The following is a 19,592-nucleotide window of genomic DNA, read 5'->3' as shown; positions in this document are numbered from 1 at the left end:
GAAGGAAAAATAGAAGGAAAAATAGAAGGAAAAATAGAAGGAAAAATAGAAGGAATCATAAAAGCCATCAAAAGAGGAAAACTGACACTCATAGAAATAGCTGAAGATTTTGAGGTTTCTGTAGAGTTCGTAATACAAATAAAAAAAGAAAAAAATATCTAATAGAATACAATTTACTTTTTAGAACCAACCGATTATAAAACATAAGACCCTCGTATATTATTAAGAATGAAAGAAATACTCTTTTTAGAAACGGATAAAAAAATTTATTTTGCCAGTGATTTCCATCTTATTTTTGAAAAAACAACAAAACGAGAAGAAAAAATTATAAGATGGTTAGAGCATATAGAATCAGATGCGGGAGCAATTTTCTTGGTAGGTGATATATTTGATTTTTGGTTTGAGTATAAATATGTAATACCTAAAGGGTTTATTTCTCTGCAATCGAAAATAAAGAACCTGGTACAAAAAAAAATACCTATTTATTTTTTTACAGGCAATCACGATATGTGGATGAGTGATTATTTTGTGAAAGAGTTGGGAGTAAAGATATATAAACAGAATCAAGTTTTTGTCTGCGGAGACAAACAAATTTTTATAGGACATGGAGATGGAATCGGTCCAAATGATTTTGTTTATAAATGCCTCAAAAAAATATTTCAGAATACAATATGTCAATTTTTTTTTAGATGCTTACACCCTGACATAGGTATGTCTATAGCAAATGCATGGTCACAAAAAAGTAGAGAGAAGAATGGAGAAAAGAATACATTTATGGGAGAAAAAGAATGGATTCTTTCTTTTTGCAAAGAGGAAGAAAAAAAAAATCACAATGATTTTTATATTTTTGGACATAGGCACTTACCTATTCATACAGATGTTGCCGATACCTCTCAATACATAAACATTGGTGATTGGATAACTCATTTTTCTTATGCTGTTTTTGATGGTGAGAAGGTAAAACTCTTTTATTTTAATAAATAATATTTTGATATGAATTTATATGGATTTTTACTCATAAGTTTTTTTATATTTATTACGGGTATTGTATTAATATTTACAAGAAGAAGACCTATTATAATTCTCATAGGGATAGAATTAGTGTTTAATGCTTCGGCTCTCAATTTTGCAGTATTGAATGAAATAAATTTAAAAAATACAGATGGGCAGTTTTTTGCCCTCATTATAATATGTGTGGCAGTGATAGAGACAATGCTTGCACTTTCTATGCTTATTAATAAGCACAAACAGGGACAAGAGAAAGAATAAATATTTTAGGTGAGTTTTAAAAATTGATTTTAATTTTCTATCATATATTTTTTTTATAAAACAAGCGATCACATCAAAAAAATGTTTTTCATAACAATATTAATTGTTGAAACTGTCTATAATCAAATAATTTTAAAACTCAATATTTTGGTAAAAGCGACTTTGCGGGGGGACTCAAAATTAAGAGTTTTCTTGCAGACACTGCTTAATTTTGAGATCTTACCAATCGATCATTCACTGCTTTTCCTATACCTCTATTAGGAACGAGCTCTGCCAGAATATACTTTGATTCACTATTATCCAAAATTCTAAGCGATGCAAATATGTTTTTCGCCGCCTCATCCACACTACCTGAAGGAGAGAGAACTATATTTTCTTTCAACAAAGGATGAGAGTATTTTTTTTTAAATGAAAGAATGGATACTTCTTGATAATTGTATTGTGTGAGAAGTTTGTTTATATCGCCTATAATAATTTTTTTGTGAGGAGAATAGTGTTTTTTGAGCATACCAGCTGTTGTAGGTACTCCATCAGTATTACTATAATTCTTTATATGAAGCTTCCCTGTTATTTTTTCTATTTTATGTATACTTGTTCCCCCTAATCGGTATAAAGTAGGAATCCCATCCGGAAAACCAATAATGGTAGATTCTATACCTATAGAACAGTTCCCACCATCTAATATATAGGATATATATTTTCCGAGTTGCTCTTGAACGTGTTTTGGGGTAGTAGGACTTATGTATCCAAAAGGATTTGCACTGGGGGCAGCGAGTGGAAAATCGATCTTTTCCAATAAAGCAAGAGTAAGAGGATGATTGGGAATACGAATTCCTACTGTTTCTAATCCTGAAGTAAGTATATCTGGTATATGTTTTTTTTTTTGAAAGAGTATGGTAAGCGGTCCGGGTGAAAAAGTTTTGATAAGTATTTCTGCTTTTTCTGGTATATATTCTACCATTCCTTGTATCTTTTGAAAGCTATTTGTATGCACAATAAGAGGGTCAAAAAAAGGTCTTTTCTTCGCTTTAAAAACAGAGAGAATGGCTTTTTCATCAAAGGCATTGCAACTTAATCCGTATACTGTTTCCGTTGGTATGGCTACCAGCTCTCCTTTTTCTAATATATCTTTTGCCTTTTGTATATCTACACCTTGTTCTGCCATATTTATACAGGGGTTACGGGGGCGGTTAAACTCATAGAAAATCTTTGTTTCGTAAGCACATGGATACAAAGAGACCTCGTTTTCATTGTTTTCATTTTTTTATATCGAACACCTTTATATATAAATTCACGCATTAAGGGGATCTCTACTAATAATATCGTTTTTGCATCTGTGACGTTATATTTTGATAATCTTTTTATCAAAGAAACATCATTGCAAGAAGATGCTTTTACGTTTTGTAAGTGCTGGTAAAGTGCTTGCTCTATATCCATAGGAAATACTTTTTGTTCCAAAAGAGGTTTCAAAAGCATTCTAAAACAATCTTTCCACTCATTACCATGGGGCAAAACCGCATCATGATACTTTTGAAATGTTTGCAAATGTGCAACTTCATGAACATACACTACCGTAAAATGATACGGATTGAGATTGTTATTTACCGTAATAACACATTTTTTAGACCTATTATAAAATCTAAAATCACCCAACTTAGATGTTCTTGTTTTTACTATTTTAAAAAGAAAGTTATTGTTCGTAAATAAATCAAAACAATACGGAACGGCACTCTCAGGAAAATACTTTTGAAATATCTCTTTATTCATTCTTAAGGTAGGTTCTAAAAATTTAGTGTTATTTTGAAATTTAAAAAATACCAGAACCCTTTCAGTATTTTTTCACAGATAATACAAAGAAATATGTTTTAAGACCGTTGCAAAACTAAAAGAGAAAAAAAACTACTCATTTTTATCAAAATGATCCATCTTGTAAAAAAATGTTATAAACAAATATAATTATTTGCTAAAGATTTACAATTTTTAATAACCACTGATTTAAGCGATATGACTCATTTTTAATGATTTACATCAGTAGTATTAGTTCAGTCGGTGTTCTATTTTTTATAATTCAAAACTTATAATCTATTTTGATCTTTTTTTCCAATTATGAGATGGATTGGATACGGGAATGGATGTATTTTTATTTTTTTCATGTAAAAGGAATGCTACGGTAGCGGCTATTTCTCCAAGATTCTTTGTATATTCGGAATCTAACATTTTTGGTGTAAAGTATTTGTTTATAAATTTAGTATCAAATTTTCCCGATATAAATTCAGGATGTTGCAGAGCAAACTTACAAAAGGAGAGTGTGTGAGCTATGCCCGTGATTTTATAATCATCTATTGCTCGGAGCATTTTTTGTATAGCAAGTTCTCTATTTTCCGCATGCACTATAAGCTTTGCTATCATATTATCATAATACTGAGGGATGAGCATTCCTTGTTCATAACCATCATCTACTCTTACTCCCGTACCTTGGGGAATTTTATATACTTCTAACCTCCCTATATCGGGTAAAAAATTTTGAAGAGGGTCTTCTGCACAAATACGGACTTCAATAGCATGTCCTCTTATCTCTAAGTCTGCTTGTTGTATGCTCATTTTCTTTTTTTCTGCAATAAGGATTTGTTGCCTCACTAGGTCTATTCCTGTGATCATCTCTGTAACAGGATGTTCTACTTGTAGTCGGGTATTCATTTCCAAAAAGAAAAAATTCAACTGCTCGTCCATAATAAATTCCACTGTTCCTGCTCCATAATAATTACATGCCTTTGCTACCTGAACTGCTGTTTCTCCTATTTTTCTTCTTATTGCGGGAGTTAAAATTGGACAGGGTGCTTCTTCTATCAATTTTTGATGTCGTCTTTGGATACTGCAATCTCTCTCAAAAAAATATAATATATTCCCGTGTTGGTCTCCTAAAATTTGAACCTCTACATGTTTGGGAGAATGTATATATTTTTCAATAAAAACTGTTCCATCCCCAAAAGATGACTTTGCCTCGCTTACTGCTAATGAATATTGGGATTCAAAATCGGATTCTTTTTCTACCACTCGCATACCTTTTCCACCTCCTCCCGCACTGGCTTTGATAAGAATAGGGTAACCAATTTGTTCTAATTCTTTTTTTACTGCTTCTAAATTATGAATAGACCGATTTATACCCGGCACCATCGGAATATTATATTGAGATACTGTTTTTTTTGCGGAAAGCTTATCTCCCATAGAACGAATGGAAGCCGCAGAAGGTCCTATAAAAATAATACTATTATCCTGTAGCATCTGTGCAAAATCTGCGTTTTCGGATAAAAAACCATATCCCGGATGAACTGCATCTGCTTTGGTTTTTTTGCAAGCTTCTATTATTTTCTCTTTTCGAAGGTATGAATCTTGAGAAACAATACCTCCTATCCAAACCGCCTCATCAGCATACCTTACGTGAAGCGAATTCCTATCTACATCACTATAAATGGCAACTGTTTTTATTCCCATTTCCTTTGCTGTCCTTATAACCCTCAATGCTATTTCTCCTCTATTAGCAATTAAAATTTTTTGTATTGTCATATTTTTTTATTTATTATTTATAACTTTTCTGTCGATTCATAACTTGTTTTTTTATGCATATAATTCTACTTTGGATAGGACTCATATTTTAAAATTTTATTGCTTACTTGTTTTTTTAAGTATAATTTTATTTTTAATATAGATACAATTTTTTTTTATTGGATATTTTTTTTATCTATTTATACCAAATAGCACTTTCTCCCCTATCGTATGGCGATTTTCTGATGCGTTTTACTGCATCCGTTAATCCTTTCCATAAGGACTTGAGAGACCATTTTACATCATTTACCTCTTTATAAAAATTGGATTGGTGTTCATTTTTGGTAAATGTTTTTTGTTTGGAGGAGGAATTCGTTTGATTATATAATTTTTTGATAAGCAAATAAGGTGCTATAATAGGGGATACTATTACTGCACTGCTATAAAAAAGTATAGATTTAGATTTTGAGTTTTTGTTGGTATTTTGCGAGGAATAAACTCTATCATCTAAGGGTGATATATGCTTATTTTTTATAGAGCCGCGGGAAATAGTATGGATAGTTTTTTGTTTCCATGTGTGAAAGGATATGAATATAGGAGGTGCTTTTGTCCTTTTACGGGATATGGATACGGGTTCTGTTCTTTTGTGACTTTTTTCACGGGATATATGATGGTTCTTTTCAAATATTTTTTTTACAAGTATATATGGAATAACTACAGGAGCTAATACCACAGAAGAACTGGTCAAAAAGATACTTTTGAATTTGTAAGATTGGGAACGTGTGTTTTTATAGTCCTGTTTGGTATGAGAATATGCGGTAGTTTTGTATTGCATTTTTCTTTTGTATACAGCTACTTCGGTATTTAGATTTTTATTTCTATGGGGAGAAAGAGTATTTTTCTTCTTTTTGAGAGCGAATAGAGAAGTGAGTAATGGTTGGGATTTTGTTCTTCTACGAGAAATAGATACGGGTTTTGTTTTTCTGATACTTATTTCCCCTCCCGATGTAGTATGAGAAAATACTTTTTCTAACAAAAGATAAGGAATAGCTACCGGGGCTAAGATTATTGCCACACTTGTTTTGGTTATCAAGTGGATATTACTATTACGAGAAGAATGTATACTGTTTTTTTTTTTATGTTGTTTTTCTCTTGTTGCTGTTTGATGAGTTTTTTTGAGAGGGTAAGTTTGATTATAAAATGATGTTTTTCTATCAGAAATTCTATTTTGTTGAATATTTTTACGGATAGAAGTTCCTATATCGTTCAATGCAATGAAGAGGGGTTTGGTTCTCTGTCGTTTTCGGGAAAGGGATACGGGGGGGCGTTTTCTTATTTTTGGAGATGGGGTTGAGTTTTTTCGAAAAAAAGAAGATTGAGAAAAAGACCTTCTGTAAGTAGGGGGATAGTAGTTTTTTTGGTATGTATTTATTCGATAAGACAAAAATGTATTCTCTGCTTTTGTAGTATAAGAAAGGGCAATGAACAAAGAAAATAGCAAGATTCTCTTGGTTATTGCCCTTAATAGTGATGGTATACTGTAATAGATATATGATATGGGAAGCAAAAAATTCATTTTTGGTAGAGAGTGAAACAAAAATATAGAACAAAAAATATATTAGGACTCCTCTGTTTCTTCTACTAATTGTGCCTCTTGATACGGAAATATTTCTATTATGTTCGTTTGCACAATATCAGGAATGGTTACATCTATTATGATACCACTTATTTTTTCTAATAATCTGTCGTATGCACTTTTGACATCAGTTGCATATACAAGCATATCGTTTCTTATTTTTTTTTCATTACCTGTTTCATCATCCACAGAATAATAAATTACCTTACATTTGAACCAAAAATCCCCCTCAGCATATTGAAAGACATCGCTGATTCTTGTTTTAGCAATACTTTGGAGGTAGAAACCACCTTTTACTGATTCTATGAGTCGTTCGTATATAATGGATTCTGCTTCTGTATAACTTCCAGCGTTCACCAAATAGGACTCTATTACTTGTTTTACCTCACCGTCTTCATTTTCTCTTTGGCATTTTATTTTGCAATTAAACCAACTTCTAATCATCTATTGTATTTTTAAGTATTATATTATGTATATTACGAATTGTTATTGCTTTGTTTTTAAAATTAAAATGAATGTATTCTTTTTATTTTTTTATTTGATACAAAAAAACAAAATTAAAATATATTTTCTTATTTTTATTTTTTTATAATAAAATTCATTTTTATTATACTTCTGTAATCAATTTATATATTTATAGGTATAAAAAATAAAAAGAGAGAACAAAACAAAAAATATTTGTAAAATTATTATTTCAATTATTAAAAATTAAAATTAAATACTATGACAGCAAATGAAAGAATAGAAAAAGCATGTGTAGATGCAAAAGAAAAGCTTCACCAATTAGATATAGAACCAACAATTCAAGCAGAGTTAGAATATGTAATAGCAAGCTATAGATACGATAAAAATCCAATAGGACTTTATGAAATAGCGGAAAAAGCATACCGTGTGCTTCTTGTCCACAAGGAAAAATATCCCAAATCTGTATCTAAAAAGATGGTAGAAGATATTGAAAAAGCTATCAAAACAAAATAAAATATATTCATAGATGTATAATTTCGCTACATACATTAGTATATAAATAATATCATACAAAAAATAAAAATATATCAGTTTTTTTGTAATTCAAATTATTTTATTTTTTGTGCTTTATTACTAAAAAAATATTTGTATTTGAGTTACCCCAAAAAGTTCTTTTTACAAAAATATTAGGTTTTAACTATTGATAATCAAATAATTACAAAATTAAAAGTATGTCAAAAATGAATTTACAATGAAAAAAAAAATGGCATCTATCTTATTTTCTTTGGTATTATGTACTATAGTTTCTGAAATTATGGCAGATGCTATTTTAATAGTACATCCCTGTGTTTCGTACCAAGGAACAAATGAATTGCTTGTATCACAAGAGGGATCAATACATAATTTTCTAAAGATATATCTATCTTTTTTTGAATTACGAGAAAATGAGAATGAAGAGGAGGGGAAAGAAAAAAAAACTTCCTTTTATTCTTTTTGTATTGTTATTATTTCTTTTTGTTTCGTTTACAATTATTCCTTATCTCATCATAGATCCCGTATCGCATTTTCGTTCTGCAGAAAATACATACTCCTACACCAGCTTCGGGATTGATTTCCATTTTATTTTTTTAAGAGAAAGATTTTGTGTATAAAGGTTTTTATTGTTGAAATAACACCTTGATTATATATGCTTTATTATAGATCTCAATGAGTTCTATAATGAAGAACTCAATTTCATGTGTTCGTGAAATTGTGATAACCCTCTATAAAGTACTACAATCCACTATTTTTGATGGGTTGTTTTAGAATGTATTTCTGTATGTATAAATTTTTAATAGAATGATAGCACAAAGGGTTCCTTTAGATGGAATAAAAGGATTGAAGGAGAATTGGTTGGGAGATATGACGTCGGGTTTTATGGTGTTTTTGCTCGCTTTACCGTTAAGTTTGGGTATAGCAAAGGCGAGCGAATTTCCTGCATCAATGGGGGTTTTTACGGCAATGGTTGGTGGTATGCTGGTAAGTATTTTTTCTGGTTCTCGGTTAACCATAAAAGGACCCGCAGCGGGTTTGATTACTATTTGTTCGGGTTGTGTGATGGAATTTGGTGGTGGGGAATCGGGTTGGGAATTGGCATTAGGAGTTATAGTCGTAGCGTCTCTTTTTCAGATGGTATTTGGTTTTTTTAAAATAGGTTCTTTGACTGTTTTTTTTCCATATGCAGCGGTGCATGGAATGTTGGCAGCAATAGGATTGATTATTTTTTCTAAACAAATCCATATTCTTTTGGGGATTGATCCTGCAGAATTAAAAGGGTTCAGTGCTTTAGAGTTATATGGAAAGATTCCGAGTTCTATTATTCACGAGGATATTCGGGTTACTATCATTGGTATAGTAAGTTTATTCATAATTTTTGGGGTTCCAAAGGTAAAGATAGGTATTTTGAAAAAGATACCTATAGCATTACTGGTTTTATTAGTAACCATTCCAATGGAGATATTTATGGATTTTAAAGATACGGAGCCTCAGTATGCATTAGTGGGTATAGGGGATTTTTGGAAAGATATTACTTTCCATGCGGATTTTTCTGGGATTTCGAGTATTGTTTTTTGGAAGTACGTATTGATGTTTTTGTTAGTAGGGAGTTTAGAGTCCTTGCTGACGGTGCGTGCTATGGATGGTTTAGATCCTTGGAAGCGAGAATCTGACCCGAATAAGGATTTGATAGCAGTTGGTTTTGGGAATACCATTTCAAGTTTATTTGGTGGAATTCCTATGATATCAGAGGTAGCGAGGAGCTCTGCTAATATTACTTTTGGAGCAAGGACTCGTTGGTCTAATTTTTTCCATGGTTTTTTTCTATTTGTAGCGATGCTATTTTTTATACCTATTATAGAATTGATACCTAATTCTGCTTTGGCAGCCCTCTTGATATCAGTGGCATATAGATTGGCATCGCCGAGTGAGTTTCTAAAAATGTATAAAATAGGTTCAGAGCAGTTAGTTATTTTTTTAGTAACCATAATTACGACTTTGGTAACAGATCTGTTAATAGGTATTTTTACAGGTGTTTTGATTAAATTTTTATATCATTTATATAACGGGGTTTCTGTTCGGGATTTATTTAAACCGCGTTACACATTAGAGAGTATAGAGGGAGGATATAAAGTTTTTGTCTTTGGGTCGGCAATATTTTCTAATTTAATAGGATATAAAAAATTATTTATGGGATTACTTAAAGAGAAACTGATTATCTTTGATTTTTCGGGTTCTAAGTTTGTAGATCATAGTTTTATGGATGCTTTGGCATATTTTGAATCAGACTTTACAGACAAAGGGGGGAAGGTTTCTATAACAGGCTTTGATAATTTTCGTCTTTTTTCAGAATATCCTACTGCATCTCGAAAATATGATCCTAATACCAAATATAAAATAGAGATAAAGCTATCAGAAAGACAGCGTGCCTTACAGATATATGCTTCTGAAAATGAGTATGGTTTTATTCCACAAAAGGTGAAGAATCTTATGAAATTTAGGGATTTTAATATTCAGATAGGGAGTAGAATTTCTTACGAAGAGAACGTTTTGGATGTATATTTGGAAAAAGGGCATGTGACTGTATCTGATATTATTATAACAGAGGGAGTATTACGGGAGCGGAATGATACTTTTATTACTGTTTTGTATTTGACAGAATTACCGTTGAGTGTTCCAGATTTCATACTTATTCCGGAGGGATTTTTTACAAAGATTTCAGAAATTTCTTCTGGTAAAGATATAGATTTTCCAGAATATCCTATATTTTCACAAAAATATTACTTGCGAGGGGATGAAGAGGATGCTATAAACAAGTTTTTTGATAAAAGTATAATAACATTTTTTGAAGACAATGTGTATGTTCACATGGAGTGCCGTAAAAATAGGGTTGTTATCCATTCTAAGAAAGAGTTATTAGATGTGTATGGTATAACACAAATAATAAGATTTTCCGAGAAATTTTTGAGTGTATTACTTGAAAAAAAGTAGTGTAGTATTTGTAAAAGGCGAGATGTATTTTCTGCCTTTTACTTTTTTATTTCATTATCATACGATAAAAAAGATATGTTTTTAATATTAGGAGTGCTTTTATTAGGGGGGGCTATTTTTATACTGCCATCGGGTATAAAAAAATACTATTCGTTGTTGTTGCATTTATTTATTTTTGTGGTAGATATGCGTTGGGTTTTGAATTTTTGGAATAGTGGTGTTCAGATTGTGTATTTTTTATCGCCTTTTTCACAAGAAGCTATTTTTATAAAAATAGATGGTTTGTCTTTTCTGTTTTCACTTATGATTCATATAGTTGTAATGGTAGCGAATTTTTACGCTTTAGATTATATGCAAGGTTATGATTTGAAGAAGGGAAATATGTGGATGTCTTTGTATTTTTTTTCGTTGGTATTACTGCATAGTTCTTTGATATTGGTAGTAAGTATGGATGGAGGGTTCTCATTTTTATTTTGGTGGGAAATGATGACGGTGAGTGCCTTTTTACTGATACTTTTTCATTCGGAAGAAAAGAAGGTAATAGATGCTGCTTTACGGTATATTGTTCAGATGCATATAGGTTTTTTCTTTCTGTGTATAGGTTTTTTTCTTTTGGATAGTTTTACGGGGAGTATGTCTTTTGAGAGTTTAGGAAAGATATCAGGTCAGAAAGAAAGTGTGATAGTGAGTGTTTTTTTATGTATAGGATTTGGGTTTAAAGCGGGCTTTATTCCTTTTCATTCGTGGCTTCCTGATGCTCATGCTGCTTCTCCTTCGCATATTTCAGCAATAATGTCTGCTATTATTACGAAGATGGGTATTTTTGGAATTATGAAAGTTATTATACCTATAAGTGTTTTTTCTTTAGAGTTTGGGATGGGGATGTTGTTTTTTGGGATTTGCACGGGTATATATGGGATTTTACAGTCGATTTTTGAAAAAGATATAAAACGGATATTTGCATATAGTAGCATAGAAAACATAGGAATTATAGGAATAGGTATGGGAATAGGACTTTTGGGAAGGGGTTTTCATTCTTCTATAATTTCGTATTTGGGTTTTTCGGGTGCTTTGCTACATGTGTTTGGGCATTGTTTGTATAAGTCGTTATTATTTTTTATGACTGGGAATATTCAAAAAATGGTAGGCGGTACGGATGCGACGCTTTTAGGAGGATTGGCACAAAAGATTCCTGTTACGAGTTTTTTAGTTTTAATGGGTTCTATGGGTATTTTAGCTTTACCGCCTTTGAATGGTTTTATTTCGGAATTTTTACTGTATAGGGCTTCTTATTCTTTTGTATTAGGGGGTTCGTATCAAGAGATTATTTTGGGTGTTGTATCTATTATAGGGATGACTTTAATAGGTGGTTTGTCTCTTTTTTCTTTTGTAAGAATGTATGGTTTAACTTTTTTGGGGAGTAGCCGTAGTGTTTTAGGGGAAAAAAAGCTTCCAGAAAATTCTTTTTGGATGACAAAACTTCCTTTTGTGTTGATATTTTTTATGCTTTGTATTGGTATTTTGCCTCAGTATATGTTTCTTTTTTTAGAAAGAAGCGTCGGTGTTTTTTCATTAGAAAGTACAGACCGTGATGCTTTGATAGGAACATTAGAGAGTATAAGTATTCTTCATATAGGATTGATAATATGTTTTGGAATAATATATGCTTTGAGGAGGTGGCATTTGTCAAAAGTAATCGTAGAAAGGAGTGCTACTTGGGGTTGTGGTTATTCGGGATCGGATTATAGACATCAGTATACACTCTCTTCTTTTTCAGATAATCTAAGAGGTATTTTGAATCCTGTGTTGCATAATAAAGTAGAATATAAAAAGATAGAGGAGAAAGAGATATTTCCTGTGGGGAGAAAATTTCATTCTTATGTAAAAGATGGGTTAGATGTTTTCTTTACACAAAAAATATCGGGTATTATTTTCTTTTGCTCGCATGTTATGGCAAAGGTTCAGACGGGATATATTAATCATTATGTAGTATATCCGTTATTATTTTTATTAATAATAGGGTTATTAACATTTTTAAGCATATTGTGATGGTAGTATTTTTGTTAATATTTGTATCGGCTTTGGTTTTTTCAGGTATAATTGCTCGGACTAAGGCGTATTTGAGTGGTCGTTGCGGTGCTTCTATTTTTCAACCGTTTTATGATATAATGCGGTTATTCAAAAAAGGGAGTATTTTTAGCAGTTCTTCTTCGTTTCTTATGCAGATAGGTTCTGTGGTTTACTTTGTGAGTATCTTAATTGGGTCTTTAGTAGTACCTGTATGCCATTTTAATGGGATTCTTTCCTTTGAGGGAGATTTTATTTTTTTTGCATATATGTTTAGTTTAGGGCGTTTTTTTATGGTCCTTTCGGGTTTAGATGTTTCTAGTGGTTTTGAAGGAATGGGAGTAAATAGGGAAGTTCTGTATAGTTTGTTTGTGGAGCCGGTGTTTTTTACTTTATTAGCTTCTTTGTGTATGTTTACGGGTCATACTTCATTTGCGTCACTGTTTCAGGAGCTTCATTTTGGGTCGGATTTTTCTTTCATGATAGCATTTTTGAGTGTATATATATTAGCAAGTATTACTTTAGTGGAAACGAGCCGTCTCCCTGTTGATGATCCAAACACACATTTGGAGCTTACTATGGTACATGAAGTGATAATTTTAGATCACAGTGGTTTTGATTTAGCATTAGTGCAATTAGGGACAGCACTAAAAATGAGTATATTCGGTACTTTTATAGCCAATTGTATATTACCTGGGGATTTACAGGGTATATTAGCAATATTTCTATTTTTATGTATACAGGTTCTCTTTGCTGTTGGGATAGGGATTTATGAATCATTTAGAGCAAGGAATAAAATGATAAAAAACAGTATTTTTTTAATATCCCTCTTCTGTTTTTCTATCATACTTTTATTTGTAATTATTATTATTAACAATAAAATATAAAAATTATGCTTTCGTTTCTTATCATTTTATTTCTTATTAGTTTAATATTTTTAGTAAAGACAGAGTTAGTAGTGAGTTATGTTTGGCTGTTAGGGTTTCAAGGGATTTTACTGTTTTTCATTGGTATTTTAGAGCTTCATGAAATAGATATAAAACATTTAGTGTTTATTTTGTTAGAAACCCTCGTATTTAAAGCGATATTTATCCCTTTATTTTTGAAATGGATTATAAAAAGACAAAATATGATGGAAAATTCAAGACATAATGTGTTTTTATTACAAGGGTTTTATTCTGTATTATTTGCTATAGTGGCGGTGCTGATAAGTTTTACTTTAGCACATATACTTTATAAAGAGCATTTGAATATTAAATATCTCACGGTGGCAATATCTTCTGTTCTTATAGGTTTATTTATAGCAATTACACACAAAGAGATTATTACTCACATAGTTGGGTATTTGGTGTTAGAAAATGGTATTTTTTTGCTTTCCTTAGCAATAGGGAGTGATATTCCTATTCTGATAAATTCAGCTATCTTATTGGATATTTTTAGTAGTATTTTGGTAATGGGTATATTTTTTAATAGGGTCAGTATTACTTTTGAGGCAGACAATGCGGATAGTTTGTCTGATTTGAAAGATTAGAAAAATTTAGATATAGTTTTATTTTATATTACTAAAAAAAACAAATATAATGTATATGGTTCTTTCTTTTTTAATAGTTTCGTGTCTCTGTATAGGAGGGAGTTTTTTTTTCAATAAAACAATAAGTCATCTTATTACATTCTTATATTCGTTTGTTTTATTAGGTTTTGTGTGCTTTTTTAGTATGCGAGTGGGGATAGTATATGATACTTTTTTTATGGTAGATAATCTTTCGTTACTTTTTTTATGGCTTACGGTTATAATATCTTTTTTGTCTGGGATCCATTACAAGCAATATGCAGAAGTGAGGCAAGAAACGGATTATACTATACGACTTCATAACGCTGGGACAATTATTTTTTATGCCTCAATAACAGGTGTACTCACTACGAATAATTTTGGATTTTTATGGGTATTTATAGAAGCAACGACCCTTTCAGCGAGTTTACTTATTTATCATGATAGAGATAAAGGGGCTTTGGAAGCGACATGGAAATACTTGTATGTTTGCTCTATTGGGGTAGCACTGGCTTTTGCAGGAATACTTTTTTTAACAATAGCGGTGAATCAGACCACGGACCATGATTTATCATACGAGGTAGTAAAAAAACATGCATATAGTATGAACCCCTTATGGCTCAAAACTTCTTTTCTTTTTATTCTTACGGGATTTAGTGTAAAAATGGGACTGGTACCACTTTTCAACGTAGATATAGATGCAAAAGATGTAGCCCCTTCTCCCGTAGGAGCAAATCTTAGTTCTGTTATGCTCAATGCTGCATTTGTTACCATTCTTCGGTTTTATTATGCTTATACTCCTATCCAAGAATGGATGAATAAGGTACTTCTCATCACTGGAGTATTAAGTTTACTTTTTGCATCTGTTTATTTATTAAAAGTAAAAAATATCAAACGCCTCCTTGCTTATTCAGGGATGGAACATGCTAGTTTAGCAGTAATTGCCTTTGCTTGTGGTGGTATTGGATACTTTGCTTCTGTTCTCCATTTGGTATTTCACTCTCTTATAAAATCCGTTCTCTTTTTTCAGATAGGACAAATGCACAGCATATTTCATTCTAAAATAGATGATTCTATAGGTAACTATATAAAAATAAATCCCATAGGGGCATTAGTAATACTATTAGGAACATATTCGTTACTCGCATTCCCCCCAACGGGGATATTCTTCTCCGAATTCCTTATACTAAAAAGTATATTTCTCAGCCATCATTATTTTATACTAGGTATTACTATGGTATTTCTCATTATCATATTATATGGGATAATACATCGTATTATTCCTATTATTTACTCATCTCAAAGAACAACAAAAGTAGAACTATCAGCAATAAACAAATGGCATTCTATCATACAACTTTTAGTCATATTATCCGTTATGTATATGGGAATCACTCAATTTGATTTTTTAGCAAAGCATATACATAAATCTATAAACCCTTTCATCCCATAAAAATGAATACATCAATAAACGAACTAAGAAAAAAAAACATACAAACACTCATCAAGAAGTTTGTTTCTGTTAAAAATAATCAAGCAATAGAAATACAATCTGTTCCCATACTAAATTATACAGATTTTTATACCACTGTGGTAGATATAATAAAAAGCAATGATACTTTTCATTGTGTGAACTACTACGCCTACCCCCAAAAAAATAACTTGCAGTGCATCATTGCTATTGCCGATGACGAAACAAAAAATATACTCCTTCTTTCCCATATAATAGAAAATGCCAAGAAAAAAAAATTGGAATCCATCACTCAATCTATAGAAGCAATGCATATTTTTGAAAGAGAAATAGCAGAAAATTTTGGAATATATTTTGAAAATCATCCATGGCTCAAACCGATTCGCTACCCCCACAATAGAGAAGATACTTCACAGAACATCTATAATTACCCTTTCTATGAAATAGAAGGAAGCCAACTACATCAAATAGGTGTAGGTCCTATACATGCAGGAGTTATAGAGCCAGGTCATTTTAGATTTACTTGCCACGGGGAAACAGTACACCATTTAGAAATACAACTGGGGTGGCAACACAGAGGAATAGAAACACTTTTTTTACAAAAAACAAAACTATTCCAAAGAAATACCCTTGCAGAGAATATAGCAGGAGACACATCTATAGGGCACTCTGTAGTTTTTTGCTCTGTAATAGAAGCGCTAAACGGATCTCCTATTCCTCAAAAATTAGAACTAGAAAGAACCATCGCAATGGAATTAGAACGCATAGCAATGCACACAGCTGACCTTGCCAACCTATCAATCGGAATAGCGTATCAACTCAGTGCTTCTGTCTACGCAGCTTTAAGAACTCCCATTATTAACTTTTTACAGAGCTGGTGCGGAAATAGATTCGGAAAATCACTCATACGAGCAAATGGAACATTTCATCCATTTTCTCTCATATTAGCAGAAAACATACTCAAACTACTACATAACTACGAAAAAAAATTCGACCAAATGTCTCAAAAACTATTTTCACTCCCCAGCGCTATTTTACGCCTCAAAGGAATAGGAAATGTAACAAAAACTCAAGCACAACAAATAGGAGCAGTAGGTATGGTAGCCCGTTCATGCGGAATTATCAGAGATATCAGAGCATCACACCCATCTATGGCTTATGTTTATAATCCTTATTTCACGAGTATAACTACCACAGGAGATGTTTTTTCTCGGGCTTTACTCCGAAGAATGGAAATAAAAAAATCTATCCGCTACATCCAATCCCTGATCCATCTTTGGAAACAAAATAATGAAACAATACCATCACCCATTTTAGACGAACAGCTGTCCCTCAAAAAAGAACATATCGCCTTTTCCCTTGCAGAAGGATGGCGTGGCGAAATAGTACACTCTGCCATCACCGATAGCACAGGAAAAATAATACATTATAAAATAAAAGACCCATCCCTCCACAACTGGAAAGCATTAGAAATAGCATTGAGAGAATTAGAAATATCCGATTTCCCTATAAATAATAAAAGCTTTAATCTTTCCTATTGCGGAAATGACCTATAAAATACTTTCTTACCATCTTTCTTAAAAAAAAACAAAATGATAGCAGAATTGAAACTATTAAAACTACAAGGAAAACAATACATTCCCGATATTACAAAAGCAACAATACCACCACCATTTAAAGGAAAACCTATCATAAATAAAGAACCCGCAGATAAAGATCTTTTAGAGAGTATCTGCCCTACAAATGCTATTCAAAAAAATCCATTTTCTATAGATTTAGGAAAATGCACTTTTTGCGGCGCATGCGCTTTTTATGCCCCCCAAAAAATAACATTCACAAACGAACATAATATGGCAACAAATGTAAGAGAAAACCTCATCATAACCGAAGGAGAAGAGAACCACATACTCTTGAATGAAGCATTAATACGCAAAGAAATAAGATCTCTTTTTGGAAGAAGCTTAAAATTACGACAAATATGTGCTGCCGGCGATAATTCTACAGAACTAGAACTCAACGCCACAGAAAATGTAAACTTTGATATGGGAAGGTTCGGAATAAACTTTGTCGCCTCACCAAGGCATGCAGATGGAATAGTAATATCCGGACCCCTATCTGTAAATATGGCTGAAGCTACTCAAATATGCTATGATGCCGTTCCAAACCCAAAAATAATTATTCTCGCAGGAACAGACGCTATATCCGGAGGAATATTCCAAGAATCACCTGCCCTAAAAAGAGAGTTCATCCAAAAATACTCCATAGACCTCTATGTACCCGGAAACCCACCACACCCACTTACTTTCATAAATGGTATTCTAAAATTGATCAGAAAAAAAATGTAAAAAATACATAAAAAAACTGAACTATTAGTATCTGCAAGAAAACCCATAAGACTTGATTATTAAAAGGATTCAACGCATTATTAATGTAGTGCATGCAAGAAAACTCTTACTTTTTAAACTTTAATAAACCATATAGAATATTTTTTTATAATACAAACAAAAAAATAATTTTTGTTTCATTTTTAGGTATTTCAACCTCACTAATAGACAGTGTAGATGAAAATGTATCAGCGCTTAACTCCTTTCGCATACATTCTATTTTATAGTAAATAATTAATGTTTTTTATTCTAAATATATGCAAAAATACAATATATTCATCTATTAATAATAAATTGAATCCTTTTACTAATCAAGGTTTTTAAGAGCTTTCTTGCAGATACTAAATAAGGTATCAACCATTAAAATGTTAAAATAAACTTTTTGAAGATAATGGTTGTGTAAAACAAGTAAATAATATTTGAAAAAAATGAGAGATAAAAAAGAGATTTTTTACAATTGGTTAGCACAAACATCTTCTAATCCTATAGGAATAGAAATAGAGAAGGCGGAAGGTGTTTTTTTATATACTCCCCAGGGAAAAAAAATACTTGATCTCATTAGCGGAATAGCTGTGAGTAACATTGGGCATAGACACCCTACGGTAGTAGAAGCTATAAAAAAACAATTAGAAAAATATATGCATATAATGGTGTATGGTGAAGTCATATTGTCCCCGCAGATATTACTCGCAGAAGCCCTCAAAGAAACCCTCCCCCCTCCATTAGATAATATCTATTTCGTTAATTCAGGGAGCGAAGCAATAGAAGGAGCAATGAAAATTGCCAAAAAAATGACTCGCAGACATACCATTATTACTTGTAAGCATTGCTATCACGGAAGCACACAAGGTGCTTTGTCTCTTCTATCTGACGATGGTATGCGAAGGAAATACAGACCGCTTCTGCCTTCTGTACTCCATATTGAGTTTGGAAATGAAGAAAATCTATCCGTTATTAACGAAGAAACAGCGTGTGTTATCATAGAAACTGTTCAAGGAGAAGCAGGGGTAAGAACGGCATCTACCCTTTATTTTCAAAAACTCCGAGAAAAATGCTCGCACAACGGAGCATTACTGATAGTAGATGAGATACAATGTGGCTTTGGCAGGACAGGTTTTTTTTGGGCATTCCAAGATTATGGTTTTATCCCTGATATATTAGTTTCTGCAAAGGGAATGGGAGGGGGGCTACCTCTCGGAGCATTTATTGCCCCGCAACATATAATGCAAAGTATATCAAACAATCCACCTTTAGGACATATAACTACCTTTGGAGGCAATCCTCTCTCTGCAGCGGCTTCCCTTGCTACTATGCAGGTGATAAAAGCAGAAAATATTTTGCAAAATATCCCTTTCAAACAAGCATTATTTTGTTCCCTTCTCCTGCATCCTCTCATAAAAGAAGTAAGAGCAAAAGGACTTATGATGGCAATAGAACTCCAAAAAGATATTTCTATTTCCAAACTCGTATCTCTCTGTTTAGAAAACGGAATTTTGGTAGATTGGTTTCTCTTTTGCAATAACTCTCTCCGAATAGCACCCCCACTCACCATTTCAGAAGATGAAATACATATTGCTTGTAATGGAATACTCAAATCTTTACGAATACTTGATGGTTCTTATTCCCGATTCCACAAGGATTATTCTTGATTCTTTTCATTTTCTCAATAAAAATTATACATTA

Annotated in this window: 17 protein-coding genes; 12 read left to right on the top strand and 5 right to left on the bottom strand. The window is 32.1% G+C overall.

The features are described from left to right. Positions 1–228 precede the first annotated feature (228 nt). Both QM536_00165 and QM536_00160 read left to right on the top strand, forming a co-directional pair. Positions 229–984: a UDP-2,3-diacylglucosamine diphosphatase gene (locus QM536_00165; protein ID MDI9355430.1), complete on the top strand. Its 756-nt coding sequence runs from the start codon at positions 229–231 to the stop codon at positions 982–984. A gap of 9 nt (positions 985–993) precedes the next feature. Further along, positions 994–1,269, top strand: coding sequence for an NADH-quinone oxidoreductase subunit K (locus QM536_00160; protein MDI9355429.1), 276 nt, complete (start codon positions 994–996; stop codon positions 1,267–1,269). Between the two features lie 205 nt (positions 1,270–1,474). On the opposite strand, the gene QM536_00155 is transcribed toward QM536_00160, so the two are convergent. The 5 genes from QM536_00155 to QM536_00135 all read right to left on the bottom strand — a co-directional run bounded on the left by QM536_00155 (position 1,475) and on the right by QM536_00135 (position 6,892). Next, positions 1,475–2,434 (bottom strand): L-threonylcarbamoyladenylate synthase, encoded by a 960-nt coding sequence (locus QM536_00155; protein ID MDI9355428.1) that lies wholly within the window; start codon positions 2,432–2,434, stop codon positions 1,475–1,477. Between the two features lie 2 nt (positions 2,435–2,436). Beyond that, a complete protein-coding gene (locus tag QM536_00150; GenBank protein ID MDI9355427.1) occupies positions 2,437–3,036 on the bottom strand; it encodes a hypothetical protein in 600 nt (199 codons plus the stop codon). A 315-nt stretch (positions 3,037–3,351) separates the two neighbouring features. Beyond that, positions 3,352–4,833 carry an acetyl-CoA carboxylase biotin carboxylase subunit gene (locus tag QM536_00145; GenBank protein ID MDI9355426.1) on the bottom strand — a complete coding sequence of 494 codons (1,482 nt, stop codon included), beginning with the start codon at positions 4,831–4,833 and terminating at the stop codon, positions 3,352–3,354. Positions 4,834–5,008: 175 nt separating this feature from the next. Then, positions 5,009–6,388: a hypothetical protein gene (locus QM536_00140; protein ID MDI9355425.1), complete on the bottom strand. Its 1,380-nt coding sequence runs from the start codon at positions 6,386–6,388 to the stop codon at positions 5,009–5,011. A gap of 42 nt (positions 6,389–6,430) precedes the next feature. Then, positions 6,431–6,892, bottom strand: a complete 462-nt coding sequence (locus tag QM536_00135; protein ID MDI9355424.1) for a DUF4494 domain-containing protein — start codon at positions 6,890–6,892, stop codon at positions 6,431–6,433. A 279-nt stretch (positions 6,893–7,171) separates the two neighbouring features. Here QM536_00135 and QM536_00130 point away from each other — a divergent pair, with 279 nt between their 5' ends. The 10 genes from QM536_00130 (at position 7,172) to QM536_00085 (ending at position 19,558) form a co-directional block, all read left to right on the top strand. Further along, positions 7,172–7,426: a hypothetical protein gene (locus QM536_00130; GenBank protein MDI9355423.1), complete on the top strand. Its 255-nt coding sequence runs from the start codon at positions 7,172–7,174 to the stop codon at positions 7,424–7,426. A 250-nt stretch (positions 7,427–7,676) separates the two neighbouring features. Beyond that, the gene (locus QM536_00125) at positions 7,677–8,024 is read left to right on the top strand and encodes a hypothetical protein (GenBank protein ID MDI9355422.1); all 348 of its coding nucleotides are present in this window, start codon (positions 7,677–7,679) and stop codon (positions 8,022–8,024) included. Positions 8,025–8,251: 227 nt separating this feature from the next. Beyond that, positions 8,252–10,438 carry a SulP family inorganic anion transporter gene (locus QM536_00120; protein MDI9355421.1) on the top strand — a complete coding sequence of 729 codons (2,187 nt, stop codon included), beginning with the start codon at positions 8,252–8,254 and terminating at the stop codon, positions 10,436–10,438. Between the two features lie 75 nt (positions 10,439–10,513). Next, entirely contained in the window at positions 10,514–12,487 is a 1,974-nt protein-coding gene (locus QM536_00115; protein MDI9355420.1) for a proton-conducting transporter membrane subunit, read from the top strand. Further along, positions 12,487–13,392, top strand: a complete 906-nt coding sequence (locus tag QM536_00110) for an NADH-quinone oxidoreductase subunit H (protein MDI9355419.1) — start codon at positions 12,487–12,489, stop codon at positions 13,390–13,392. The genes QM536_00115 and QM536_00110 overlap by 1 nt, the downstream gene beginning before the upstream one ends. Before the next feature lie 5 nt (positions 13,393–13,397). Continuing rightward, positions 13,398–14,036: a hypothetical protein gene (locus tag QM536_00105; GenBank protein ID MDI9355418.1), complete on the top strand. Its 639-nt coding sequence runs from the start codon at positions 13,398–13,400 to the stop codon at positions 14,034–14,036. Between the two features lie 55 nt (positions 14,037–14,091). Continuing rightward, complete coding sequence (locus QM536_00100; protein MDI9355417.1) at positions 14,092–15,507, top strand: proton-conducting transporter membrane subunit; 1,416 nt, start codon at positions 14,092–14,094, stop codon at positions 15,505–15,507. Between the two features lie 2 nt (positions 15,508–15,509). Then, positions 15,510–17,081: an NADH-quinone oxidoreductase subunit C gene (locus QM536_00095; protein ID MDI9355416.1), complete on the top strand. Its 1,572-nt coding sequence runs from the start codon at positions 15,510–15,512 to the stop codon at positions 17,079–17,081. A gap of 36 nt (positions 17,082–17,117) precedes the next feature. Further along, positions 17,118–17,870 carry a hypothetical protein gene (locus QM536_00090; protein MDI9355415.1) on the top strand — a complete coding sequence of 251 codons (753 nt, stop codon included), beginning with the start codon at positions 17,118–17,120 and terminating at the stop codon, positions 17,868–17,870. 467 nt (positions 17,871–18,337) lie between these two features. Next, positions 18,338–19,558 (top strand): aspartate aminotransferase family protein, encoded by a 1,221-nt coding sequence (locus tag QM536_00085; protein ID MDI9355414.1) that lies wholly within the window; start codon positions 18,338–18,340, stop codon positions 19,556–19,558. Positions 19,559–19,592 lie beyond the last annotated feature (34 nt).

It is taken from the genome of Chitinophagaceae bacterium (assembly GCA_030053935.1).
Lineage (GTDB): Bacteria > Bacteroidota > Bacteroidia > Cytophagales > JASGCU01 > JASGCU01.
This window is presented reverse-complemented; position numbering and strand designations above follow the sequence as displayed.